The organism is Candidatus Microthrix subdominans, assembly GCA_016719385.1.
GTDB lineage: Bacteria > Actinomycetota > Acidimicrobiia > Acidimicrobiales > Microtrichaceae > Microthrix > Microthrix subdominans.
On sequence record JADJZA010000008.1, the window covers coordinates 82398 to 105245 of the forward strand.

25 protein-coding genes are annotated in these 22848 nt (G+C 67.4%); 17 read left to right on the plus strand and 8 right to left on the minus strand.

Annotated elements, in window-relative coordinates; all coding sequences use genetic code 11:
* The first annotated feature begins 5 nt into the window (after positions 1 to 5).
* Positions 6 to 887: a sulfite exporter TauE/SafE family protein gene (locus IPN02_14780; protein MBK9298065.1), complete on the plus strand. Its 882-nt coding sequence runs from the start codon at positions 6 to 8 to the stop codon at positions 885 to 887.
* Positions 877 to 1242 carry a DUF1634 domain-containing protein gene (locus IPN02_14785; protein MBK9298066.1) on the plus strand — a complete coding sequence of 122 codons (366 nt, stop codon included), beginning with the start codon at positions 877 to 879 and terminating at the stop codon, positions 1240 to 1242. Before IPN02_14780 ends, IPN02_14785 begins: the two co-directional genes overlap by 11 nt.
* A gap of 21 nt (positions 1243 to 1263) precedes the next feature.
* Here the strand turns inward: IPN02_14785 and IPN02_14790 are convergent, their stop codons facing one another.
* Positions 1264 to 1521, minus strand: a complete 258-nt coding sequence (locus IPN02_14790) for a LapA family protein (GenBank protein MBK9298067.1) — start codon at positions 1519 to 1521, stop codon at positions 1264 to 1266.
* An 80-nt stretch (positions 1522 to 1601) separates the two neighbouring features.
* Between IPN02_14790 and IPN02_14795 the strand changes: the two genes are divergently transcribed.
* From IPN02_14795 to IPN02_14815, 5 genes are all read left to right on the plus strand, one after another.
* Positions 1602 to 2450, plus strand: coding sequence for an SDR family oxidoreductase (locus IPN02_14795; GenBank protein MBK9298068.1), 849 nt, complete (start codon positions 1602 to 1604; stop codon positions 2448 to 2450).
* A 105-nt stretch (positions 2451 to 2555) separates the two neighbouring features.
* Complete coding sequence (locus IPN02_14800) at positions 2556 to 2972, plus strand: transcriptional repressor (protein ID MBK9298069.1); 417 nt, start codon at positions 2556 to 2558, stop codon at positions 2970 to 2972.
* Between the two features lie 10 nt (positions 2973 to 2982).
* Complete coding sequence (locus IPN02_14805; protein MBK9298070.1) at positions 2983 to 3402, plus strand: rubrerythrin; 420 nt, start codon at positions 2983 to 2985, stop codon at positions 3400 to 3402.
* 180 nt (positions 3403 to 3582) lie between these two features.
* Positions 3583 to 4176, plus strand: a complete 594-nt coding sequence (locus IPN02_14810) for a DUF3501 family protein (protein ID MBK9298071.1) — start codon at positions 3583 to 3585, stop codon at positions 4174 to 4176.
* Between the two features lie 156 nt (positions 4177 to 4332).
* Positions 4333 to 4584, plus strand: coding sequence for a WhiB family transcriptional regulator (locus IPN02_14815; protein MBK9298072.1), 252 nt, complete (start codon positions 4333 to 4335; stop codon positions 4582 to 4584).
* A 26-nt stretch (positions 4585 to 4610) separates the two neighbouring features.
* Here IPN02_14815 and IPN02_14820 read toward each other — a convergent pair whose 3' ends face one another.
* The 4 genes from IPN02_14820 to IPN02_14835 are packed head-to-tail and all read right to left on the minus strand — an operon-like array spanning position 4611 to position 8414.
* Positions 4611 to 5987 carry a cytochrome bc complex cytochrome b subunit gene (locus IPN02_14820; GenBank protein ID MBK9298073.1) on the minus strand — a complete coding sequence of 459 codons (1377 nt, stop codon included), beginning with the start codon at positions 5985 to 5987 and terminating at the stop codon, positions 4611 to 4613.
* Positions 5984 to 6964: a ubiquinol-cytochrome c reductase iron-sulfur subunit gene (locus IPN02_14825; protein ID MBK9298074.1), complete on the minus strand. Its 981-nt coding sequence runs from the start codon at positions 6962 to 6964 to the stop codon at positions 5984 to 5986. The genes IPN02_14820 and IPN02_14825 overlap by 4 nt, the downstream gene beginning before the upstream one ends.
* Positions 6961 to 7809 carry a c-type cytochrome gene (locus IPN02_14830; GenBank protein MBK9298075.1) on the minus strand — a complete coding sequence of 283 codons (849 nt, stop codon included), beginning with the start codon at positions 7807 to 7809 and terminating at the stop codon, positions 6961 to 6963. The genes IPN02_14825 and IPN02_14830 overlap by 4 nt, the downstream gene beginning before the upstream one ends.
* Before the next feature lie 5 nt (positions 7810 to 7814).
* Entirely contained in the window at positions 7815 to 8414 is a 600-nt protein-coding gene (locus IPN02_14835; GenBank protein MBK9298076.1) for a heme-copper oxidase subunit III, read from the minus strand.
* A gap of 93 nt (positions 8415 to 8507) precedes the next feature.
* Between IPN02_14835 and IPN02_14840 the strand changes: the two genes are divergently transcribed.
* The 4 genes from IPN02_14840 to IPN02_14855 are packed head-to-tail and all read left to right on the plus strand — an operon-like array spanning position 8508 to position 12370.
* Positions 8508 to 9413 (plus strand): cytochrome c oxidase assembly protein, encoded by a 906-nt coding sequence (locus tag IPN02_14840; GenBank protein MBK9298077.1) that lies wholly within the window; start codon positions 8508 to 8510, stop codon positions 9411 to 9413.
* Positions 9410 to 10210 (plus strand): cytochrome c oxidase subunit II, encoded by an 801-nt coding sequence (gene coxB, locus IPN02_14845; protein MBK9298078.1) that lies wholly within the window; start codon positions 9410 to 9412, stop codon positions 10208 to 10210. The genes IPN02_14840 and coxB overlap by 4 nt, the downstream gene beginning before the upstream one ends.
* A gap of 1 nt (position 10211) precedes the next feature.
* The gene (gene ctaD / locus IPN02_14850) at positions 10212 to 11981 is read left to right on the plus strand and encodes a cytochrome c oxidase subunit I (GenBank protein ID MBK9298079.1); all 1770 of its coding nucleotides are present in this window, start codon (positions 10212 to 10214) and stop codon (positions 11979 to 11981) included.
* Positions 11978 to 12370, plus strand: coding sequence for a cytochrome c oxidase subunit 4 (locus IPN02_14855; protein ID MBK9298080.1), 393 nt, complete (start codon positions 11978 to 11980; stop codon positions 12368 to 12370). Before ctaD ends, IPN02_14855 begins: the two co-directional genes overlap by 4 nt.
* Before the next feature lie 46 nt (positions 12371 to 12416).
* Here the strand turns inward: IPN02_14855 and IPN02_14860 are convergent, their stop codons facing one another.
* Complete coding sequence (locus IPN02_14860; protein ID MBK9298081.1) at positions 12417 to 12929, minus strand: maleylpyruvate isomerase N-terminal domain-containing protein; 513 nt, start codon at positions 12927 to 12929, stop codon at positions 12417 to 12419.
* Positions 12930 to 13008: 79 nt separating this feature from the next.
* On the opposite strand from IPN02_14860, the gene IPN02_14865 reads away from it, so the two are divergent.
* The 6 genes from IPN02_14865 (at position 13009) to IPN02_14890 (ending at position 20263) form a co-directional block, all read left to right on the plus strand.
* Positions 13009 to 14127 (plus strand): hypothetical protein, encoded by a 1119-nt coding sequence (locus tag IPN02_14865; protein MBK9298082.1) that lies wholly within the window; start codon positions 13009 to 13011, stop codon positions 14125 to 14127.
* A 151-nt stretch (positions 14128 to 14278) separates the two neighbouring features.
* Complete coding sequence (locus tag IPN02_14870) at positions 14279 to 15391, plus strand: linear amide C-N hydrolase (GenBank protein ID MBK9298083.1); 1113 nt, start codon at positions 14279 to 14281, stop codon at positions 15389 to 15391.
* A gap of 56 nt (positions 15392 to 15447) precedes the next feature.
* Entirely contained in the window at positions 15448 to 16188 is a 741-nt protein-coding gene (locus IPN02_14875) for a hypothetical protein (protein MBK9298084.1), read from the plus strand.
* Entirely contained in the window at positions 16185 to 18035 is a 1851-nt protein-coding gene (locus IPN02_14880; GenBank protein MBK9298085.1) for a YhgE/Pip domain-containing protein, read from the plus strand. The genes IPN02_14875 and IPN02_14880 overlap by 4 nt, the downstream gene beginning before the upstream one ends.
* A 56-nt stretch (positions 18036 to 18091) precedes the next feature.
* Positions 18092 to 19477, plus strand: coding sequence for a glutamate decarboxylase (locus IPN02_14885; GenBank protein MBK9298086.1), 1386 nt, complete (start codon positions 18092 to 18094; stop codon positions 19475 to 19477).
* Between the two features lie 162 nt (positions 19478 to 19639).
* Positions 19640 to 20263, plus strand: coding sequence for a hypothetical protein (locus tag IPN02_14890; protein ID MBK9298087.1), 624 nt, complete (start codon positions 19640 to 19642; stop codon positions 20261 to 20263).
* On the opposite strand, the gene IPN02_14895 is transcribed toward IPN02_14890, so the two are convergent.
* Both IPN02_14895 and IPN02_14900 read right to left on the minus strand, forming a co-directional pair.
* Entirely contained in the window at positions 20260 to 21447 is a 1188-nt protein-coding gene (locus IPN02_14895) for a diaminopropionate ammonia-lyase (protein MBK9298088.1), read from the minus strand. The genes IPN02_14890 and IPN02_14895 overlap by 4 nt on opposite strands.
* Positions 21448 to 21460: 13 nt before the next feature.
* Positions 21461 to 22816 carry a sulfatase-like hydrolase/transferase gene (locus IPN02_14900; protein ID MBK9298089.1) on the minus strand — a complete coding sequence of 452 codons (1356 nt, stop codon included), beginning with the start codon at positions 22814 to 22816 and terminating at the stop codon, positions 21461 to 21463.
* Positions 22817 to 22848 lie beyond the last annotated feature (32 nt).

Sequence of the window (22848 nt, forward strand, 5' to 3'; positions counted from 1 at the left end):
CCGGGATGGAGCTGTCGCTGCTGGCGATCACAGCGATGTCGCTGCTGGGGGTCTTCGCCGGGTGGCTCGGCTCGATCGTTGGGATCGGCGGCGGGCTGATCATCGTGCCGGTGCTCGTGTTGGGGTTTGGCTTCGACATCCGGGTGGCGGTCGCCACCTCGCTGGTCGCGGTCGTGGCCACCTCCACCGCTGCGGGCAGCAGTTATGTGGGGCGGGGCCTGGCCAACATGCGCCTGGGGATGACCCTCGAGGTGGCGACGACGATCGGCGGGATCATGGGTGGCCTGATCGCAGTGCTCGTCTCACCGTCGCTGCTCTCCGGACTGTTCGCCGTGTTGATGCTGGCGACGGCGCTGACCGTAGTGCGGGGCGGACGCAAGCCGGAGCGCGTTGACGCGGAAGCGAGCGATTCCGAACCGGATGCCGAGCCGATCGGGTGGGAGGAACCGGGCACGCTCGCCGGTGCCTACTACGACGAACATCGTGGTGAGCTGGTGCGCTACGGGGCGAACCGCCTGGCGCTCGGCGCCGCCGCCTCGCTGGTGGCGGGCACCGTGTCGGGCATGCTCGGCGTGGGTGGCGGGTTCATGAAGGTGCCGGCGATGACCGAGGGCATGGGTGTGCCGATCAAGGTGGCGGCCGCCACGTCCAACTTCATGATCGGTGTCACCGCGGTAGCCAGCCTGTTCATCTACTTCGCCCGGGGCTACGTCGAGCCCTACGCAGCGGCGCCGGTGGCGCTGGGCGTCGTGGGCGGCGCACTGATCGGGGCGGCGACCTCGTCGAGGGTGTCGCCGACGGTGCTGCGGAGGCTGTTGGTTGCGGTGCTGGTGTTGGTGTCAGTGCAGATGGCGTTGAAGGCATTTGGGGTGGACGTTGGCCGCTGACCCGCTGTCGATGTCGGCCGCCTCCCAGGAGGTGATCCACCGCGATCAGCGGGCGGTGCAGCTGCTGTTGCGCGTGGGGCTGGGCCTTGCGGTGGCGCTGATGGCCATCGGCCTGGGGTTGAAGGTGGCGTCCGGGTCGCACCGGTCGTCGGGCATCGAGCTGTTTGCGCTGACCTCGGGGTCGACCGCCGACCTGGTGATGGCCCTTGGGGTGCTCGTGCTCGCGGCGACGCCGCTGTTTCGGGTTCTCGCCCTGGTCGTGCTGTGGACCCGCGAGCGCGACTGGCGCTTCGTCGTCGTGGCACTGCTGGTCGTCGTCACCCTCAGCATGGCCATCGTCCTCGGCCACGGTTAGCCGCCGGGGTTCGGCCGGCGGTTAGGCGCGCTTTCGGTTCCGCCGCTGCAACAGCAACATGATCAGCGCGCCGACTACGGCGGTGACGATCAGCACGACGATCAGCGGAGCCTTGACGGTCACAAAGAAGATGTCCACCGAGACCTTCTCAGTGTTGGGCACGATGAACCACACCAACAGAATGAGAAGGACCGCCGGGGGGCCGTACTGCTTGAGCAGCGCCATCCCGTCCGACTTGGGCTTCCCTGCGGTACCCGGTCCGGGTTGATTGGTGCTCATCGAATGCCTCCTGGTGCGCCACGATGGGGCCGACGCAGACGGTAGCCGCGGGAGGCTGCGCAGGTGCGACCATCTGAGGCATGAGACGACCAGGAATGACGGTGACGGGGGCGCACGCGGTGATCACCGGTGGATCGAGCGGCATCGGCGAGGCAACGGCGCTGGAACTGGCCCGCCGGGGCGCCCGCGTCACGCTGCTCGCCAGGGATCCCGACCGACTTCGGGCTGCCGCCGACCGGATCGAGGCGGCGCTGGGCGGCGCCGCCTCGGTCGGCCCCGTCTCGGTAGGCACTGTGTCGGTCGATGTTGCCGACCGGGAAGCGGTCGTCGACGGATTTGGGGGAATCGTCGCCGAGCGGGGAGAGGTCGATGTGCTGGTCACGTCGGCGGGCATCACCCGGCCCGGCCGGTTCACCGAGCTGAGCGACGAGGTGTTCACCTCGATGATCGACGTCGACTACTACGGCACCCTGTGGCCGATCCGGGCGGTGGTGCCGTCGATGATCCGGCGGGGGAGCGGGTCGATCGTTGCGGTCTCCTCGGCGGCCGCGATCGTCGGCATCTACGGCTACTCGGCTTACGGCGCCGCCAAGTTTGCCGTGCGCGGGTTGACCGAATCGCTGCGCACCGAGTTGGCACCCCACGGGGTGAACGTTGCCTGCGCCTACCCGGCCGACGTCGACACCCCGATGCTCGCCGAGGAGGAACAGTTCAAGCCGGCCGAGACGGCGGCGATCGCCGGATCGATCCAACCGGTGCCGCCCGAACGGGTGGCGGCCGCCATCGTCGCCGGTATCGAGCGAGGTCGCCCCGAGATCTATGCCGATGCTCAAAGCCGCGCGCTGGCCAGGACCGTCGCAACCGTTCCGGGAGTGTTTCGTGCGGTCTTCGATCGCCGGGTTCGTTCGGTCGGCCCGCACGTTGGGTAGGCGCCGTCCGCTCGGGGGAGTTCAATCAACAATCATTGTTGGGCAGCATGCTTGGCTGTTCAGCAATGCAGTGTTAACTTGCCAACAATGAGGTCGCCGGAAGCAATGACGACGCTGTTTCGCAGCAAGGGGCGCAAGGTCACCCCGCAACGCCAGCGCATCTTCCACGTCCTGCACGGCAACGAACGTCATCCGACAGCGGAGGGCGTCTACGCCGACATCATCGATGACATGCCCACGGTGTCCTTGCGCACCGTGTACCAAACACTGGCGGAGCTGACCGAGCTGGGGGAGATCAACAAGATCGACCTGGGCACCGGGTCGGCTCGTTTCGATCCCAACGTCGAGGCCCACCATCACCTGGTGTGCGACGACTGCGGTGCCATTCGGGACGTCACTGCCAACACAACCGAGATTCGTGTACCAGCCCGTCAGCGGGGTGGCTTTCGGGTCGAGGAAACCGAGGTGGTCTTTCGAGGCCGGTGCCGCGACTGCCTCGCCACACAACGCACCGGAGAGTGAGGGACCAGCTATGGCAGAACTCAAGGGATCACAGACCGAATCCAACCTGAAGGAGGCGTTCGCCGGGGAATCCCAGGCCAACCGCCGCTACCTGTACTTCGCCCAGAAGGCCGACATCGAGGGCTACCCCGACGTCGCCGCTCTGTTCCGCTCGGTTGCCGAAGGTGAGACCGGTCACGCGTTCGGTCACTTCGACTTCCTCGCCGAGACCGGCGACCCCGCCACCGGCGAGCCGGTCGGCAGCACCGAGGACAACCTGCGCTCGGCGATCGCCGGCGAGACCTATGAGTACACCGAGATGTACCCCGGCTTCGCCAAAACCGCCCGCGACGAGGGCTTCGAAGAGGTTGCCGAGTGGCTCGAGACCTTGGCACGCGCCGAGAAGAGCCACGCCGGCCGCTTTGGCAAGGGCCTCGAGAACGTCAGCTGACGTTTGGGGCCTCGCCCCTCACAACCGGGACGCCGCACGGGTCCCTCTCGAACACATGATTCACGCGGACCGCGATCGACTCAGTCGGTCGCGGTCTGGTGTTTCACGGTCGGTTCTGCCTTCCCTCCCATTCGACCAAAGCCAACCCACTCCAACACCAACTCCCGATAGGAGCATCACATGAGCAGGTCCCTCTCATTGGACGACATCGTCGACAACGCCGCCTACGAGGACGAGCGCGACGAGTTCCGCACCAGGATCATCGCCCTCAAGAAGCTGCGGCGCGTTGGTGTCGGCGAGTTCATCACGCTGATGTTTGAAAACCGCGACACGATGCGCTTTCAGATCCAGGAAATGGCCCGGGTGGAGCGCATGGAGACCGACGCGCAGATCATCGAGGAACTGGAGACCTATAACCCGCTCATCCCCCAGCCGGGCAACCTGTCGGCCACCCTGTTCGTCGAGTTGACCAACGATGAGGACCTGCGCACCTGGCTGCCCAAGCTGGTCGGCATCGAGCGCTCGATCGAGCTGCGCCTGTCCGACGGGTCGGTCATCGTCGACACGCCCGAGGCCGAACACGAGGCCCAGCTGACCCGCGAGGAGATCACCGCCTCGGTCCACTACATCGGCTTCGAGCTGACCCCCGCCCAGGTCGAGACGTTTGCCTCCGGCCCGGTGGAGTTGGCGGTCAACCACCCCGAGTACCAGGCGTCGGTGAACCTGGGCGAGGGCACCGCGGCTGAGCTGATCGCCGACCTGCGGCAGGACTGAGCGGCCGGCACCGCCGGTCCGGGGCGGTCCGGTTGGGGCAGAACCCAGGGTGGGCCCCGAGTGTCTGGTGCGTTTCTGTCATCAAATTGCCGACCGGTCGACCTTATTTCGTAAGAAATTTTGAGCTGGTCGTTACGGGACCGTAATGTTCTGACCATGCAGAGTTGGCAACGCAGCGCCTCGTGTGCAGGCCTCGAATCGAGCATCTTCTACCCTCCCTCCGACGAGGAAGCGGGACGGGCCAAGGCGGTGTGCGCGGAGTGCCCGGTGCGTCAGGACTGCCTTGAGTTCGCCATCACCGTCCGCGAGAAAGAGGGCGTGTGGGGCGGTGCCACCGCTGTGGAACGTCAGCGCTTGGTGCGCCGCAGGCGGCGCGAGCGCCGTGCGGCCCTCGCCTCAACAGGCTGAGCCCTGCGCTACCGGGGAAGCCCGCCTCAGCCGGTCGAGTCCACCTGGGGGCGATCCCCGGCTGCCCCGGTCTCGACCACCGCCGTCGCACGATCCCGGGCCTGCAGTTCCCGGCACAGCTGGACCGTGATGCGCCCAGTGATCGGCGGCAGCACAAACAGCAGGATCCGCAGGCTCCAGATCACGGCGTTGACCGACAGGCCAAAGGTGATCGAGATCACGTCGGAGCTTCCGGCGACCAGCAGGACGCCGAGGAAGGTCAGCCCGCCCACGCCGATCCCGGTGCGGCGGGGATTGTCGCGGGGCCGCTCGAGCACGTGGTGCGCCTCGCCGTCGCCGAACTTGCGGGCCTCGATCCACGGCCACAGGTAGATCAGCGTGAACACCGCCCCGATCAGCAGCACGCCAGGGAAGAACACGTTGGCCACGGTGAAGCCGCCGAGGCGGATCTCCCAGTTGGGGAACAGCCTGAGCGCCCCGTCCGGCCAGCCCATGTACCAGTCGGGCTGGGAGGCCGACGACACGTTGGCCACCCGGAAGGGCCCGTAGTTCCAGATGGCGTTGATCTGTGCGACGCCGCCCAGCAGTGCGAGGAGGGCGGCGGTGAGGAAGAACAGCCCGACCGCCTTGGCGGCGTAGGTGGGCCAGAGGCGCTGGCCGACCACGTTGTCCTCGCGCTCCCGCTTGCCCGGGAAGTGGGTGTGCTTGGACCGGATCAGTAACGCCAGGTGCACGCCGATCAGGCCGGCGAGCAGGGCCGGTATCAACAGCACGTGGGCGACGAACAGGCGCTGGAGGGTGTCGGGTCCCGGGTAGGGGCCCCCGAACGCCAGCGACGACAGCCAGGTGCCGCCGACCGGGATGGAGAGGATCATCGAGTTGGCGATGCGCAGCCCGACCGCCGACAGCTGGTCGTCGAGCAGCGAATAGCCGGCGAAACCGTTGACCATGCCCAGCAGCAGCATGGTGACGCCGACCACCCAGTTGATCTCCCGGGGCTTGCGAAATGCGCCGGTGAAGAAGATACGGGCCATGTGTACGACGATCGCCGCCACGAAGATCAGCGCCGCCCAGTGATGGATCTGGCGCATCACCAGGCCGGCACGCACGTCGAAGCTGAGCGAGATCGCCGACCTGTACGCCGCCGACATCTCGACGCCCTGCAGCTTCTCGAAGCTGCCGTTGTACACGACGCTCTGAAACGACGGCTCGTAGAAGAACGACAGCCACGTGCCGGTGAGCAACAGCACGACGAAGCTGTACAGCGCCACCTCGCCGAACAGGAACGACCAGTGGTCGGGGAACACCTTGTCAAGCAGCTTTTTGGTGTACTTCGCCCCGCCGAGCCGCTCGTCGAACCAGGTGAGCAGCCGCACGGTGAGCACGGGCTTTGGGGCGCTCACGAGTCGCGGTCCTGGGTCCAGAAGCCGGGCCCGACCGGCCGTTCAAAGTCGCCCTCGGCCACGAGATATCCCTCGTCGTCCATGCCGATCGGCAGCTGGGGCAGGTCCCGGGGGGCCGGGCCGAAGATCACTTTGCAGCCCTTGGTGACATCGAACGTGCTCTGGTGGCATGGGCAGAACAACAAGCCCTGGTTGGACTCGTACAGGCCGACCGGGCAACCAGCGTGGGTGCAGATCTTGGAGAACGCCACCAGGGTGCCCAGCCCGTAGCCCTCCCGACTGGTCTGGGGGCCGAGCTGTTCGGCGGTCAGGCGGATCAACAGGGTGGGCGAGTTGGCATCGTCGAGGTGGCCCTCGGGCATGACGGTCAGCACACCGGACGTGGCGATGTCGCCGGGCTTCACCGGCTGGCCCTCGGGAGTGACCAGCCGCACGCCCTTGGCCATCGGAGTGGTGGTCAGCCCCTGACCCGGACGCGGGCCCAGCGACCGCAAGGGAAACAGCACGGCGACGCCGAACGCAGCGGCCACCCCGCCGAGCATGCGCACCAGGATCTTGCGTCGGCCCACGTCCTCCTCGGCGAGCTCCAGGTCGTCCTCCAGGGCTTCGAGCTCCTCGGGCGGTGAGGCGAGCGGCTCGCGGTACTCCTCGACCTCCTCGGCGGGCAGAAAGCGGTGCGCCCACGACACCAGGCCGATGCCGATGCCGGCCAGCGCCAGCGCCAAAAAGATCCCCTCCGCCTGCGGTTGCCCCCCGATGGCGTACACCCAGGCCAGCGCAATCGAGGCGACGATCGCCATCGAGAAGGCCATGACCGGCACCGTGACCCGGCCTCCGATGATCAGGTGGGCGTCCTCGGCCCGGGGAACGAGCGTCGGATCGACCGCCTCGTCGCCATCGACCGCCGCGTCGCCGTCGGTGGGCATGTCGCCGTTGGCGGTGCTGCCCGTGGAGCTGTGGTCCGGGTGATCGCTCACTGCTCGCCCCGATCATCGCCGGACTTGGCGTGCCTTGGTTTACGGGTAATCCAGCGCATGGCGCCGAACAGCACGGTGGTCAGCGCCACCCAGGCGACGAACCCCTCGGGCACCGGCCCGACCGCTCCCAGATCGAAGCCGCCCCGGCCCTCGCGGTCGTTCAGCGTGAGGGCATAGGCGGCGATGTTGTCGGCCTCCGAGCGGGAGAGGGTGTCGGGGCCGAACACGGGCATCTGCCCGGGGCCGGTGCGCATCGCCTCGACCAGTTCGGTCGCCGATGCGTCCCACAGCGTCGGAGCGGCCCGGCCCTGGCTGAGCGCACCGCCCGAACCAGCGGCGTTGTGGCAGGCCGCACAGTTGGCCCGGAACAACTCGCCGCCCAGGGCCAGGTCCGGGTTGCTGACGTCGACCTCGGGGATCGCCGGCCCGGGGCCGCCGGGACCGACGAGCGTGCCGACGTAGGCGACCAGCGCCTCGATCTCGTCGTCGGGATAGGCGGTGGGCTTGCGAACCGCCTGGGCGTTCGGGCTGGCGAGGGGCATGCGGCCCGTGCGGATCTGGAAGTCGGCCGACGCCTCACCGACCCCGTACAGGCTTGGCGCCTTCACCCCGCCCTCGAGCGTGCGCCCCTTGGCGTCAACCCCGTGGCAGGTGGCGCAGCCGGTGACGAACAGGTCGCGGCCGGCCTTCACCAGCGCATCGTCGGCAGTCCCTGCCGTCGGAAGGGCTGAGGCAGGGAGTGGGGCATTCGGCGGTGCGACGGCACCGACCCCGCCGGTCAGCGCGAACACCGCCGCCACCATCGTTGCCCCGAGCGCGAGCTGGGCCCAGACACGCCGTGGCACCGTCGTCAGCCGATCACGTAGACGGTGAGAAAGACGGCCACCCACACCACGTCGACGAAGTGCCAGTACCAGTCGGTGGCCAGGCGAAAGCCGGGCGTGTCGGTTTCGGTGCGGAGCGCCGTCAGGTAGAACACCAGCAGTCCCAGGCCCAACACGACGTGCAGGCCGTGGAAGCCGGTGAGCAGGTAGTAGATGCTGCCGTACGCGCCGCCGCTGTCCATCGTGAAGCCGTTGCCCAGGTACTCGACGGTCTGGTTGGCCATGAAGGCAATGCCGAGGGCCAGCGTGAGTCCGCCCCAGCCGATGGCCGCCCTCATCTGGCGACGCTCGGCGGCGCGGTGGCTGAGGATCATCGTGCCCGACGATGCAACGAGCAACACCGTGAAGATGGCGGTACGCCACACCTCCAGCCCGATTCCGGCCGGCGGCCACGGGTCGTTGGCGGAGCGAAGGGTGAACCAGGCGGCGAAGAGGCCGGAGAAGAACATCACCTCCGAGCCCAGCCACACGGCCATGCCCACGGCAGCCGGGGTGGGTCGGCGAATGGTCGGTTTAACGCCGATGTCAGCCGATGCCGTTGTGAAGTCCGGGGCGAGATCCGCCATGGCAAGCAACATAGTGCGATGCTGAATCGGCGTCGATGAAAATCAAATTCAAATGTGTCGAATCGGTCAGATTTTGCCGTCGCTTGTGGTTCAATGGCAGCAATGCGGTACTGGTGCGGTTCGATCTCCGGCTCCGGTGGCTTCGGCTGGCTGCCCGCGCTGGCGGTGATTGCTGCCGCCGCGTGGTATGGCGCCTCGGCGCTGTTGCTGCATCGGCGGGGTGGCTCCTGGCCGTTGGGCAGGGCGATCTGGGCGGGTATTGGCGTTGCGGTTGCCGTTGCGGTCACCCAGGGACCGGTCGAAGGCCTGGCGATGCAGCGCTTCAGCTTTCATTCCGTTCAGCACGTGGCGCTGGGCATGTTCGTCCCGCTGTGCATCGTTGCCGCCGCGCCGCTCACGCTGGCCCTGCGGACGTCCAAGCCATCGACCCGGCGCCGCCTGCGCAACATATCCGGATCGGCGCCGGTGCGGATCGTGTCGCACCCGGCGGTGACGCTGCCGATCTACCTGGCGACGATGGTCGCCGTGTTCTTTACCCCGGTGTTCCCGGCGATGATGAACTCCCACGTCGCCCACCAGGCGTTCAACGCCCATCTGTTGGTGGCGGGCACGATGTTCGCCTGGCCGCTGGTTGGCGCCGACCCCAGCCCGCATCGCATCGCCTACCCGGCCCGCATGGGCCTGGTGTTCCTGTCGTTGCCGCTGCACAGCGTCGGCATCATGGCGCTGCTGAGCGCCAGCACGCTGGTGGGCGGGGCGGCGGCCCAGCGCGCCGCCGGGATCGGTGGGTTCGATGCGCTGGCCGACCAGCGGATGGGCGCCAGCCTGATGTGGGTGCTGGGCGAGGTGGTCGGCATCACCGCCGTCGGCCTGGCCGCCCGGCGATGGTTCGTCGCCGATCGTTCGGCCACCCGTGCCCGACTTCGACGCGGCCCGTTCGGCTCGGCGTCGGCGAACGAGGGCCGCATCCCAGCGCTGCGCGGCGGAGCGGCGACGTGAGCTCGCCGCGACCGGCCGTTCGGCGATGGCGGCGAGTCGTCCCGGTCGGCGCGCTGGCGTTCGGTGTCGCCGCGCTCGCTGCCGGGTGTGGCAACGCCGGCATGCCCGAACCGGTCAGCACCCAGGGCGATTCGACCCTCACGCTGTGGTGGGTGTTCATCGTCGCCGCCGCCATCATTGGCGGGCTGACGATGTTCCTCATCCTGTTCGCGTCCCTCAAGTTTCGTCGCCGGTCCGACGAGTTGCCCTCCCAGCAGCAATACCACGTGCCGCTCGAGGTGATCTACACCGCCATCCCGGTGCTGGTGGTCATCGGGCTGTTCGCCGTCTCCGTCGTGACCCAGGTGGACGTCAACGCATTGAGCGACGACCCCGACGTCGTCGTCGACGTCATCGGCTACCAGTGGCAGTGGGAGTTTCGCTACCCGGAGGAGGGCGCCCGCTCCACCGCCGCCGGCCAGGATCCAGCGGTCCTGGTGTTGCCGGTCGACTCGACGGTTCGCTTCAACCTCACCACCCGCGACGTCAACCACTCGTTCTGGCTGCCCGAGCTGTTGGAGAAGCGCGACCTGATCCAGCGGGTCGACAACTCCATCGAGGTCAACCTCAACCGGAAGGGCGAGTTCAAGGGACGTTGCGCCGAGTTCTGTGGGCTCGATCACTGGCGCATGTCGTTCGTCATGAAGGTGGTGTCCCGGGACGACTACGAGGCCTGGATCGCCCAACACCAGGTGGACGATCCTGCGCTCAGCGACGGATCGAACGGCGGATCGACCAACAGCGAACAGGGTGGCTGACATGACACTGCTCGAAGATGCGATCGTCCCGCCGCCCGAACCGCCCTCGCAGGTGGCCCGCTCTGGCGAGCGGCCGCAACCTCAGCCGTCGGGGTGGCTGAAGTGGCTGACGTCGACCGATCACAAGGTGATCGGCCTCAGCTACATCGTCACCTCGTTTGCGTTCTTCCTTATCGCCGGCCTGCTCGCCGGCGTCATGCGCGGCCAGTTGGCCCAGCCGGAGCTCACGCTGGTGTCCAACGACGCGTACAACCAGATCTTCACCATGCACGGCAGCCTGATGCTGTTCCTTTTCATCGGACCGTTTGCCTTTGGTCTGGCCAACTACATGGTGCCTCTGCAGATCGGCGCCGACGACATGGCTTTTCCGCGACTCAACCTGTTCAGCTACTGGCTGTTTCTCGGCGGCGGCCTGACGATGATGTCGGGCTTTCTTACCGCCGGCGGCGCAGCGGCGTTCGGCTGGTTCGGCTACACCCCGCTGAGCAGCGGCATCTACTCGCCGGGACTTGGCGGTGACGTCTGGCTGGCCGGGGTGGCGCTGGTCGGCTTCTCCGGCATTCTGACCGCGGTCAACGTGCTCGCCACCGTGATCGCCATGCGACATCCGGACATGGGCATGTTTCAAATGCCGATCTTCACCTGGAACATGGTGGTCACCAGCGTGGCGGTGCTGTTGGCCTTCCCGGTGCTGACCGCAGCGGTGGTCATGCTGTTCGCCGAGCGCCACTTCGGTGCCCACGTGTTCGACCCAACCGCAGGAGGAGTGCCGCTGTTGTGGCAGCACCTGTTCTGGTTCTTCGGCCACCCCGAGGTCTACATCGTGGTCCTGCCGTACTTCGGCGTGATCACCGAGACGATTCCGGTGTTCTCCCGACGACCCTTGTTCGGGTACATCGGGTTGGTGTTCGCCACGCTGGCGATCGCCGGGTTGTCGGTCGGCGTGTGGGCGCACCACATGTTTGCCACCGGGGCGGTGCTGCTGCCGTTCTTCAGCGCGGTCAGCCTGCTGATCGCCGTGCCCACCGGCGTGAAGATGTTCAACTGGATCGGCACGATGTGGGGCGGGCAGATCAGCTTCAAGACGCCCATGCTGTTTTCCGTCGGGTTTCTGGTGTCGTTTCTGATGGGTGGCGTCACCGGCGTGATGCTGGCCTCGCCGGCGATCGACTTCCACGTCACCGACAGCTACTTCGTCGTCGCCCACTTCCACTACGTGCTGATCGGCGGGTCGGTGTTCGGGGTGTTCGCCGCCATCTACTACTGGTTTCCCAAGTGGACCGGCCGGATGCTCAGCGAGACACTGGGCAAGTGGCACTTCTGGCTGTTCTTCATCGGCTTCCACATGACCTTCCTGGTCCAGCACATGCTCGGCCTGGCCGGCATGCCCCGGCGGGTGGCCAGCTACGAGGCAACCGACGGGTTTACGACGCTGAACGTCATCTCATCGGTGGGCTATCTCTTTCAATTCGCGTCGATCAGCTTTTTGCTGTGGAACGTCTGGCGGTCCTGGCGCCACGGCGACGTCGCCGGCGACGACCCGTGGGAGGGCTACACGCTGGAGTGGGCGACCACGTCGCCGCCCCCGCCGCACAACTTCGACGGACCACTTCCGCCGATCACCAGCGAGCGGCCCGTGTTCGACCAGCGCCATCGCGAGCTGGCCAAGGCGGCCGAGCACCGGTCGGTCATCCCCGGCGCCCTCGGGGCGGTCGGCCTGGTCGACGACGTCGAGGCGCCCGGCGATGCGACCAGCGGGGACGGAACATGAGCGAGGCTCGCGCCGACCGTGTGGTGCCATTCGAGTTCCGGACGTTTGCCGGCATCAGCGCCTTCTTCGTGGTGCTCGGCACGATCTACGTGTTCACGTCCTTCGAACCCGCCGGAACCACGATGCTGTTTTCGTGTGCCGGGCTGGGCGCGCTGGGCATGTGGGTGTCTCGGCGCAACCGCCCTGGCGACGTCGAGGTCGACGCCAAGACGGTTGCCGAACCCAGCCACGCGGTGGAGTCGTCGCTGTGGCCGTTGACCCTCGGCCTGGGGCTTTTGCTGGTCGCCAACGGGTTTGTTCTCGGCCTGTGGCTGCTGGTGCCCGGTGCTGCGCTCGTGCTGCGCGGCCTGGTCGGCGTGTTCACGGAGCGTCCCTCACCGACCCGCTAAGCAGAACCTACGCGGAGATCACGCCATCGCCAGCCGGCGCCGTCGATCAGCAGCTCGGGGTCGCCGGTCCACAACGTCGCATCGAGCGACAGGGCGGTAGCCGCCACAAAGACATCCGCGTAGGCCATGGGATGGTCGGCTTTGATCCGCCCCGCCTGTAGCACCAGTTCGCCGTTGGGTACCCGGCAGTGTCCTGGCCGTGCACGATGATGTCGGTCAGCGGGTCCAACGGGCTGCTCATCGGCGTCCGCTTCATTGAAGACGCCGTCGCCCGGATCTGCGCGATCAGCTCGGACGCGGCAACGTCGGCGGCCAGGTGCACCGCCTGCTCGCGCTCCATCCGGTCGAAGTCCCCTCGCGCTCTGCTCGCCCCGCGGATCATGTCCCACAGCCCGGTGGTGGTGGAGGTGGACAGGTGGGCGACGACCTGGTGCGCGGTCCAGGCCTCGCACCACGACTGCGCGCTCCACGCGGCCTCATCGAGCCCGTCCAGGTAGTCGCACAGCGCTAAGCGCTCGGCCGTGGTGGCGTTGGGCCTTCTGGGTTGGATAGTGACCAACAGGTGACCTCAACCCTCCCCAGAGATGGTGCCGGGCGGCCTGCGGGACCGGTGCCGGCCGGGAGTACGGTCGCGATCCATGAGCCTCTTCTGCAGCGGACGACCTCTCGCTGCGGTGGCGGCCATGATGCTGGTCGCAGCGGGATGTGGTGGTGGCGGCGACGACTCGGCCGCCAACGGCGATTCCAATCCGGCTGCGGCAACCGCATCGACCGCCTCATCGACGAGCACTTCGGCCGATCCCCAGGACGAGGGCACTCGATCCGCGGGCTGTGAGTCGCCACGGCCTAAACCCGGCGAGTCGACCGTGACGATCACCAGCGGGGGAGAGGAGCGCACCTACCTCCGCCTTGTCCCCGACGCCGGTTCTTCCAGCGGCGGCGACGAGACGGCGGCACCGTTGGTGCTGGACTTCCCCGCCTATTCGCCGGCCGAGATGGAGACCGAGTTCAGCGGGTTGACCAAGCCCGACGCCGACGGCAAGGTCCCAGCGGACGAGTTCGGCGCAGTGGTCGTCACCCCCGAGCCGGTCAACGGCGCCGGCACGCTGCTCACCTGGAACTACGTCGACACCGACGGCTGGACCGACGACGTTCGGTTTGTCGCCGACATGCTCGACGACGTGGAGGCGGCCGCGTGTATCGACACCGACCGGGTGCTGGCCACCGGCTTTGCCGTCGGCGGCGTGTTCGCCTCGATCGTCACCTGCGAACTGCCGGACCGCATTGCGGTGCTGGCGACGGTGTCGGGGCTGTACAACCCCCAGGGCTGCGGTGCCGATGCCGCCAAGGCGGTGGTGTCCTTCCATGGCACGGGCGACCGGTTCATTCCGTTCGACGGCGGCATCGGGTCGGGCCCGGCCAACCTTGGCCTGAGCGCCGAGACCACCGCCGGGCTGACGTTCATGCTCGACCGCCCCGGCGCCCTCGACTCCTCGACCGCATGGGCCGAACGGGACGGGTGCGAGGCCAAACCGGTCGAAAAGCCTGCGGGGGATGGGGCCGGGCCCGGCGTCACCCGGCGGGTGTGGCCTGGGTGCGACGACGGCCTGGACGTCGAGCTGTTCGAAATCGACGGCGGCGAACACACCTGGCCCGGCAGCGTCGGCATGGCTGCCTACGAGGGCCTGCTCGGCCCGGTGTCGACCGAGATCGACGCCACGGCAGTGATGTGGGACTTTTTCGAAGCTCACGCCTGAGGTGCTCATGTAAAGTTCCCGGAAGTGAACTCCCCCGTTGGCGCGGTTCGTACAGAGTACGTTTGTGACGTTCGTAACGTGTTAGCCTGACAATGCGCTGGAGGACGCTTCCTCCGGGCTTCAGTCGTCGAGAAGGGCCACCCCCCCCCTCATGTGCACCTCCCTTCAGTACACCGATAGCAAGGGCGCGACCTACTTTGGGCGCACCTTGGAGCTCGACGTCGATGAGCCCTGGGTTTTGGCCTACGTGCCGGTCGGCATGGACTTCGTGAGCGACGCTCCAGACTTGGAACCCTTCAAGTACACGTCCAAGTACGGCTTCCTCGGGGTGACCGCACCGGCGCGCATGCCCACCAAGGAGGAGCCGCTCACCCAGAACGACCTCAAGGTCTGCGAGGGGATGAACACCGAGGGCGTCACCTTCAGCCTGCTGGCCTACCCCACCTCCGGCGCGCCGGGCGAGGCGGTCGCCAACACGGTCGAGGCCATCCAGGCTTGGGATCTCGGCACCTTCATCCTCAGCCAGTGCTCCACCGTGGCGGACGCCAAGGAGCAGCTGGCGAAGGAGCACGTCTACCTCACCCGCATCGCCCTGGTCGGCAACGCGGTGTTTCCCTTCCACCTGGTCGTGCACGACAAGACGGGCGCGGCGATCGTCATCGAGTGGCTCGACGGCGAGATCGAGGTCTACGACAACCCGGTGGGCGTGATGACCAACGGGCCAACCTTCCCCTGGCACCTGACCAACCTTGGCAACTGGACGCACCTCACCAACGTCGACCAGAGCTCGGCCAAGTTCGGCTCGCTCGACGTGCACCAGCCGGACTCCGGCATCGCCACCGCCTCGCTGCCCGGGTCGAACACCTCGGTCGGCCGGTTCATCCGCGCCACCTTCTACGCCAACTTCGCCGAGAAGGTCAGCGATCCGGACAAGGCGATGCTCACACTGTCGCGCATCATGGACAACTTCGATCGGCCCCGCGGCGCCACCACCAACCCCTCCACCGAGGGTGGCGAGGGCATGAAGTTCCAGGGCATCGGGGGCAACGATTCCGCTCCCCCCACCGAGTACACGGTGTGGACCAACATGGCCGACCTGAACCGGGGCAAGTTCTTCTTCCGCTCCTACAGCGCGTTCAACTGGACGTCGTTCGACCTCGAGGCGCTGTCCGAGGCGAACGAGCCCCGGGCGATGCTCGCCAGCCAGCTGGACACGATGGGCGGCGACGGAACCCAGGCGCTGCTCGCCGGTATGGCCGTCTGAGCCCTGTCGAGCGCACGCCGAGCATGACGCCATCCGGACGAGAGAAGGGACCGATCGTGGACGCCGAAAAAGCGGCCGAGGACGAGAGCCCGGCCACGGGGCCCACTCCGCTGGTCACCGCCATACAGATCACGCTGACCGAGGAGCGGGGCCACATCTTCGGCCCCCTCGACCTCGACCTGGAGGCCGGCGGGGTGACCATGCTGCTGGCCCCGGCCAGCGTTCCGCGCACCGCGCTGCTGTTGGCCCTGAGCGGCCGCATGCACCTGTCCGCCGGCACCCTGACGATCATGGGTCATACCAACGACCCGCGAGCCACGTTTAAGGACTCGGCGGTCTGCTGTTTGGACGAGATCGACGAGATCGCCCCGGCGGTCACGGTGCGAAGCATCGTGACCGAGTACCTCCGTTGGAACTCACCCTTCTTCAAGTGGGTGCCCAATGCCGACGACGCCGCCCTCGAGGCTCTGTGCGCCGAGACGTTCGGCGACGTGCCGCTTCCGCAACTGGGCGACTTCGTCGAGAACCTTCCGGTGGTTCAACAGCTGCTGCTGAAAATCGCCCTCGCCAACATCGGTAAGCCGCCCCTGCTCGTCGTCGGGCGCCTCGACGATGTGACGAGCGATGACGACCAGTCCCAGGTTCTGCGTCGCCTGGTGGAGCTGGGCGAGCACCAGTCGATCATCGTCGGAGGGACCAACCGTCCCCCGGCCGATTGGAACATCAAGGTGGTCGATTTACACAACATGTCGGCCGTTCCCGCCTACAGCACCAGCGGCCAGGAGGCCAACGCATGATTGCCGGTCTCTCCATCGGAAGCGACGCTCGTCGCTACTTTCACTTCTCCCTGCCCCGCTTGGCAATCGTCACCGTCATCTTGATGCCGCTGCTCTACGGCGCCCTCTATCTGTGGACCTTCTGGAACCCGTTCGGGGAGGTCGACAAGATTCCGGTGGCGATTGTCAACGTCGACAAGGGCATCACCCTGGCCGGCGAGTCGCTCGATGCCGGCGCGCAGGTGTCCAAGCAGCTGATCTCGTCGGGACAGCTGGACCTGACGCAGGTGAAGACCGAGAAGGCGGCCATGGCCGACCTCGAGAGCGGCAAGTACTACTTCGTCATCGTCATCCCCGAGGACTTCAGCGCAGCGGTGGCATCACCGACGGGCGAGCAACCCCGCCAGGCGAAGATGACCTTCTACTTCAACGACGCCAACAGCTACCTGTCGACGATCATCGGGCAGGATGCGGCCGCCCAGGTGATCAACCAGGTGAACGCCGCCATCGCCAAGCAGTCGTTGGGCGAGGTGCTGACCGCGGTCAAGGGCAGCGAACCGGTGCTCGATGAGGTCGACAGCGGCGCCGATGACTTGGCCAAGGGCCTCGATGATGCCAAGGTCGCCGCCGGCAAGCTGTCGACCGGCTCCAAAGAGCTGACCGAGCCGCTGAAGACGGCGGCTGCCAATACCGCTGCGCTCGACGCCAAGGTGAACGACCTGGTCGCCAAGGTCGATGACGTCACCACCAAGCTTCAGGCCAAGGTGGGCGCCAACCCGGTTCCCGGCCAGATCACCGGGATCAACGCCGAGGTCACCGCACAGCTCAACGACGCCGTGGCCAAGCTGCAGGCGATTGATCTTCCCGCTGCCCAGGACGTGGCGGCCGAGCTTCAAGCGGCCTCGGGACGTCTGAACGAGGTGAACGCCTCGCTGTCCGGCCTGGTCGATCAGGGTGATGCCGATGCGATCGCTGCGATCGGTGAGGTGCGCGCCCAAGCGGATGCGCTCCGCCAGGACATCGCCACCTTGGACGAGGGCGTCAACCAGCTGGCCGGTGGAAGCGAGGAGTTGGTCGACGGCGCCGCCGAGTTTGCGGCGATCATCGAGGAGCTGTCGGCCGGTGCCGAGAAGCTGGACAAGGGCTTCACCACCGTCCTGGGCAAGGTGCCCAACTGGACCGAGGCCCAGCGCGACGGGGTGGCCACCGCCCTCAGCTCGCCCGTGCTGCTGAAGGAGAAGACCCTCAACGAGGCGGACACCTTCGGCACCGGCTTCGCCCCGTTCTTCATGTCGCTGTCGCTGTTCGTCGGCGGCATCATCGTCTGGATGATCCTGACCCCGCTGCGGGCACGGCCCGTCGAGGCGGGCGTCGGCCTGGCCCGTGCGGTGTTCACCTCGTACTGGCCGGCGTTGGTGGTCGGCTTCATCCAGGCAACGATCCTGTACGGGGTTGTCCTCGTCATCGGGCTCAGACCGACGCACGTGGTGGGCATGTGGCTCTTCGCCGTACTCGCGTCCGCCACCTTCATCGCCATGATCCAGGCGTTCAACGCCATCTTCGGGGAGGCGGTCGGGCGGGTCGTCACGCTGGCGTTCCTGATGCTGCAGCTGGTGTCCTCCGGCGGCATCTATCCGGTGCAGACCACCGCCGGGCCCATCCAGGCCCTGCACATCTTCGACCCGATGACCTACACGGTCAACGGGTACCGCCAGCTCAGCGTGGCGGTCTCGGTCGACTCGCGGCTGTGGATCGCCATCGCCGTGCTGATCGGCATCCTGCTCGTCAGCCTGGCAGCATCGACCCTGTCCGCCTGGCGAAACCGGGTGTACACGATGGACCGCCTGTATCCGCTGGTGGTCGTCTAGGAGCCCCGCTCCAACCGTTTGATCGTCAAGTACTCACAACAAAGGGAGAAGTAACAGTGAAGAGCCGAGAACCAGCAGCCGACCCGAGCCTCGTCCAGCCGGCGTTCACCGAACGGTTGAGCGTCCAGCCCATCCCCAGCCTGCGGATGCCAGCGGAGGAGAACGACCCGGAGGTTGCCTACCGCTTCATCCACGACGAGCTGATGCTTGACGGCAACTCGCGGCTGAACCTGGCCACGTTTGTGACGACGTGGATGGACGACGAGGCCGAGCGGCTGATGTCGGAGACGTTCGACAAGAACATGATCGACAAGGACGAGTACCCCTCGACCGCCGAGATCGAGACCCGCTGCGTCAACATGGTGGCGGACCTGTTCCACGCCGAGGACCTGTCCGAGACCGATGCCACGTCCGCCACCGGCGTGTCGACGATCGGCTCCTCCGAGGCGGTCATGCTGGCTGGACTGGCGATGAAGTGGCGCTGGCGCGCCAAGCGCGAGGCCGAGGGCAAGGACACCTCCAAGCCCAACTTCATCCTGGGCACCAACGTCCAGGTGGTGTGGGAGAAGTTCTGCAAGTACTTCGACGTGGAGCCCAAGTACCTGCCGATGGAGCCGGGCCGCTACGTGGTGACCCCCGAGCAGATCCGCGACGCCGTCGATGAGAACACCATCGGTGTGCTCGCCATCCTGGGGACGACCTTCACCGGCGAGCTCGAGCCGGTCGCCGAGATCTCGGCGGTGCTCGACGACCTGGCCAAGTCCGGCGGCCCCGATGTGCCCATGCACGTCGACGGCGCCAGCGGCGGCTTCGTCGTGCCGTTCCTCCAGCCGGACCTGGAGTGGGACTTCCGCAACCCGCGGGTGGTCTCGATCAACGTCAGCGGCCACAAGTACGGCCTGACGTACCCGGGTATCGGCTTCGTCGTGTGGCGCTCCAAGGAGTACCTGCCCGAGGACCTGGTGTTCCACGTCAACTACCTGGGCGGCGACATGCCCACGTTTACCCTCAACTTCTCCCGTCCCGGCAACCAGGTGGTCGCCCAGTACTACAACTTCATCCGGCTGGGTCGCACGGGCTACACCCGCATCATGGAGGCGCTACGCGACACCGCCATGATGATCTCGGCGCACATCGCCACGATCGACGGGTTGAACGTCATCACCGACGGCAGCGCCATCCCGGTGCTGTCGTTCAACTGCGACGACGATCTCGGCTTCACCGTGTTCGACATCTCCCACGAGCTGCGGGCCCTCGGGTTCCAGGTGCCGGCGTACACGATGCCCGCCGACGCCGAGAACGTCGCCGTGCTGCGGGTCGTCGTTCGTGAGGGCTTTAGCCGCGACATGGCCTACAAGCTGGGCCTGGCCATCGAGCAGGTGGTCGAGCACCTCAAGGCCGGCGCCCGGCCCCAGGCCACCAAGGCCGGTTTCGCCCACTGAGGTTGACGAGCTGAGCGATGGGGGTGTCGTCGGCAGCGATGCCGTCGGCACCCCCTTCGTCATTCTGCCCACCTGGCCCCCCTACCAACGGAGATCTCCATGAGCTCGGGCTCCCACGACGACGTCGCCACAACCACACTCAGTGAGTCGGCGACTGCCCCGCTGGTATTCCGTCCCACCCTGCGCATGCAGTCGTGGACGTTCATCATCGGATCCTCGCTGTTCGCCCTGGGTTCCGCCCCCGGGTTGGGTAAGTGGCTCGGCACGACGGGCGCCAACACCAGCTTCTTCATCGGCGCATGGTTCTTCACAGCGGCCGGCTTCATGCAGTTGCTGCTGAGCGAGCCCCGCATCGGACCCCGTGGCGGCGTCCGGGCCGTGTGGCTGGCAGCCGCCGCCCAGTCCTTTGGCACCGTGTTGTTCAATGTCAGCACCGGTGCTGCGCTTCACACCCGGCAACTCTCGGCCGAGCGGGACTTCGTCTGGGCGCCCAACGCCGAGGGCTCGCTGGCCTTCCTGATCAGCGGCGGACTGTTGTGCTTTGTGCTGCTGCGCAACAAACACTATTTCGAACCGCGCTCCCGAGACTGGTGGAGCACCTGGATCAACGCCGCCGGTTGTGTTGCGTTTGGCATTTCGGCGGTCGGTTCGGTGCTGACCACCAGCGGCAACGTCATTAACCCGTCATGGGCCGACACCGGCACGTTCGTCGGGGCGCTCTGTTTCCTGGCCGCATCGGCGGTCTGGGTGGTCGGCCGACAGCCGACAGTGGGTAACGACGCCTAAGCGAGCACCTGCTCCGGGGTGATTCCCACCAGCGCCGTGTACAGCCCGGGGTCGGTCGCCCCCTCGGTGTTGATCACCAGCACCCTGGATGTGGCGTCGATCCCCACGCTTTCTCGCAGCTCCGGGTCATCGGCCACCTGCAGCAGCCCGGCCAGGCCCGCCACGCCGCTCTCGCCCCCGACGATCGGCGGGTCGCCCTCCGCCGGCCGGGCCAGGCGCTTCATCGCCGCCGGTGACTCCGCCTCGTCCAGCGTCAGAAAGCCGTCGGCCACCCGATCGAGCACCCGCCAGGCCAGCGGCGACGGCTCGTAGCACTCGAGCATCGCCATCACGGTCGGCTCGGCGCCGGGCACGGTGACGATGCTGCCCTCCTCGTTGGATGCGAACAGGCAGGCCGCCCGCTCGGGCTCGACGACGATCACGCGGGGACGGTCCGCCCCGAGCACTGCGGCGAGGTGCCCGGCGACGGCAGCAGCAAAGCCGCCGACCCCGGCCTGGACGAACACGTGGGTGGGCGGCGCCGCCATCTCGTCAAGCGACTCGCGCGCCAGAACTGTGTAGCCCTGGGCCACCATCGCCGGAATCTCCTCGTAGCCGGGCCACGAGGTATCGGACAGTACGGTCCAGCCTTCGGCGTCGGCCACCCGGGCCGCCTCGACGATCGAGTCGTCGTAGCTACCGTCCACTCGAATGATCGTTGCGCCGAAACGCGCGATCGCCGCCACCCGTTGGTCGCTGACGCCTGTGTGCATGAAGATCGCCGCCTCGGCGCCGACCAGCTCGGCGCCCTGGGCCACCGACCGTCCGTGGTTGCCGTCGGTGGCGCAGGCGAACGTCATCGTGGCGGCGACCGCACGGACCGCCTCGCTCTCGAGTTCCCCGACATCGACCTTTCGGCCCAGCCGACGCGAGGCCTCAGCCAGCACCAGGCGGACGACCACGTAGGAGCCGCCCAGCGCCTTGAAGCTGCCGAGCCCCAGCCGGTATCCCTCGTCCTTGACGTACACCGCCCCGACGCCCAGCTCGGCTGCGAGGCCGCTGAGCTCGTGCAGCGGCGTCGTCTCGTTGTGCTCGCGGTGGGCCAGGTAGGCCATCGCCAGGTCGGCCCCATCGGGCCCCAACGTGGCGACGTCCTCGGGTAGGAGTTTCTCGCCGTGCGCCGGCATCGTGTTGGGGCGGTACATGGCGTTGCTCCCTCTAGCTCGATCCGACGAGGATGCGTGGGCGGGTGCCCTCCAGGCGCTCGATCTCATCTTCGAGCTGGGTGGCCAGCGACCGTCGCAGCTCGGCGGTCGCAGCGGTGCCGGCCAGGTTGTGCCTCTGGGCCGGGTCGTCGACGTTGTCGTACACCACGTGCTCCTCGTACGCGTCGGCGGCCGAGTCCCGGTAGCGGGCGAGGCGTCCCAAGCCGGTTCCCGTCACCGCGTACGTGTAGCGCTCGGTGCGCAGCGCCCGCCCCACCTGCGACTCGCTGATCTGCACCAGCGCCGACGTGCGGGTGGCCCGCCCGTCGAGAAACTCCTGTAACGGGTGCCCGTCGCCGGGTACCGGCTCGCCGCCGGCGGCCGACACCAGGGTGGGTAACAGGTCGAGGCTGCTGACCATCGCATCGCTGCGTTGCCCGCTGCGGAAGCCGGGTCCACGCACCACCAGCGGCACCCGGATCGAGGCATCGTGGGGCGAGCGCTTGTACTCGGCGTTGCGGGTGCGAAAGTGGCTGCCGTGGTCGGAGGAGTAGACGACGATCGTGTCGTCCAGCTCGCCCAGCGCCTTGAGGGCGCCGGTGAGGCGACCCAGGTTGGCGTCGATCGACGCGCAGCAGGCCAGGTACTCCGAGTAGTTCCAGCGCCAGTCGCCGAGGGTGCCCTGAAGGTCGGCGGGCACGTCGTAGTCCCTAAACCGCTTGGCCCACCCCTTGGGTCCGATCGTGCGGCCCCGGTTGTTCTGATGATGCGGTTCGAGAAACGACACAAACATGAAGAACGGCCGCTCGTCGTCCGCCTGGTCCTCGAGGGCCTTGAGGGCCAGGTCGGTGATGGCGTCGACCCGAAACCCGGTCAGCTCCACCCGGTTGCCGTCGCCGTCGAAGAGGTGGCCCCGGTAGGGGAGCGAGGTCGCCTCCAGCGAGTCGGCTGCGAGCCACAGGTCCTTGTAGCCGCCCCGACGTTCGGGGGGCACCGGGCGGTTGCCAAACCGGGTGGCGCCAGTGCCCGGCTTGGGCAGGTAACCGCCGTCGGAGGCCAGGTGCCACTTGCCCAGATAGCCGGTCCAGTAGTCGGCCGATGCCAGCTCAGTCGCCAGCGTTGTCGCATCTTGGGGGAGCGACCTGCCGTTGCGCCAGCACCCGGTGGTGGTGGGCATCAGCCCGGTCTGCAACGCCGCCCGGGACGGTCCGCACAGCGGCTGCACGGTGAATGAGTTGTCGAAGGCGACGCCGTCGGCCGCCAAGGCGTCCAGGTTGGGGGTCACGTCCAGGCGCTGTCCAAACACGCCGCAGGAGTCGGGTCGCTGTTGATCGGACAGCACCACCAGCACATTGGGTCGCTTCGCCATCGCCCGATCATGGCAGGGGACGCCCCGCCCGC

Coding starts and splice junctions, on each gene's coding strand:
- IPN02_14780 (MBK9298065.1), top strand. CDS start 6: ATGGAGCTGTCGCTGCTGGCGATCACAGCGATGTCGCTGCTGGGGGTC.
- IPN02_14800 (MBK9298069.1), top strand. CDS start 2,556: ATGACGACGCTGTTTCGCAGCAAGGGGCGCAAGGTCACCCCGCAACGC.
- IPN02_14865 (MBK9298082.1), top strand. CDS start 13,009: ATGAGCCTCTTCTGCAGCGGACGACCTCTCGCTGCGGTGGCGGCCATG.
- IPN02_14835 (MBK9298076.1), bottom strand. CDS start 8,414: ATGGCGGATCTCGCCCCGGACTTCACAACGGCATCGGCTGACATCGGC.
- IPN02_14840 (MBK9298077.1), top strand. CDS start 8,508: ATGGCAGCAATGCGGTACTGGTGCGGTTCGATCTCCGGCTCCGGTGGC.
- IPN02_14790 (MBK9298067.1), bottom strand. CDS start 1,521: ATGAGCACCAATCAACCCGGACCGGGTACCGCAGGGAAGCCCAAGTCG.
- IPN02_14805 (MBK9298070.1), top strand. CDS start 2,983: ATGGCAGAACTCAAGGGATCACAGACCGAATCCAACCTGAAGGAGGCG.
- ctaD (MBK9298079.1), top strand. CDS start 10,212: ATGACACTGCTCGAAGATGCGATCGTCCCGCCGCCCGAACCGCCCTCG.
- IPN02_14900 (MBK9298089.1), bottom strand. CDS start 22,816: ATGGCGAAGCGACCCAATGTGCTGGTGGTGCTGTCCGATCAACAGCGA.
- IPN02_14870 (MBK9298083.1), top strand. CDS start 14,279: ATGTGCACCTCCCTTCAGTACACCGATAGCAAGGGCGCGACCTACTTT.
- IPN02_14895 (MBK9298088.1), bottom strand. CDS start 21,447: ATGTACCGCCCCAACACGATGCCGGCGCACGGCGAGAAACTCCTACCC.
- IPN02_14815 (MBK9298072.1), top strand. CDS start 4,333: ATGCAGAGTTGGCAACGCAGCGCCTCGTGTGCAGGCCTCGAATCGAGC.
- IPN02_14810 (MBK9298071.1), top strand. CDS start 3,583: ATGAGCAGGTCCCTCTCATTGGACGACATCGTCGACAACGCCGCCTAC.
- IPN02_14795 (MBK9298068.1), top strand. CDS start 1,602: ATGAGACGACCAGGAATGACGGTGACGGGGGCGCACGCGGTGATCACC.
- IPN02_14880 (MBK9298085.1), top strand. CDS start 16,185: ATGATTGCCGGTCTCTCCATCGGAAGCGACGCTCGTCGCTACTTTCAC.
- IPN02_14855 (MBK9298080.1), top strand. CDS start 11,978: ATGAGCGAGGCTCGCGCCGACCGTGTGGTGCCATTCGAGTTCCGGACG.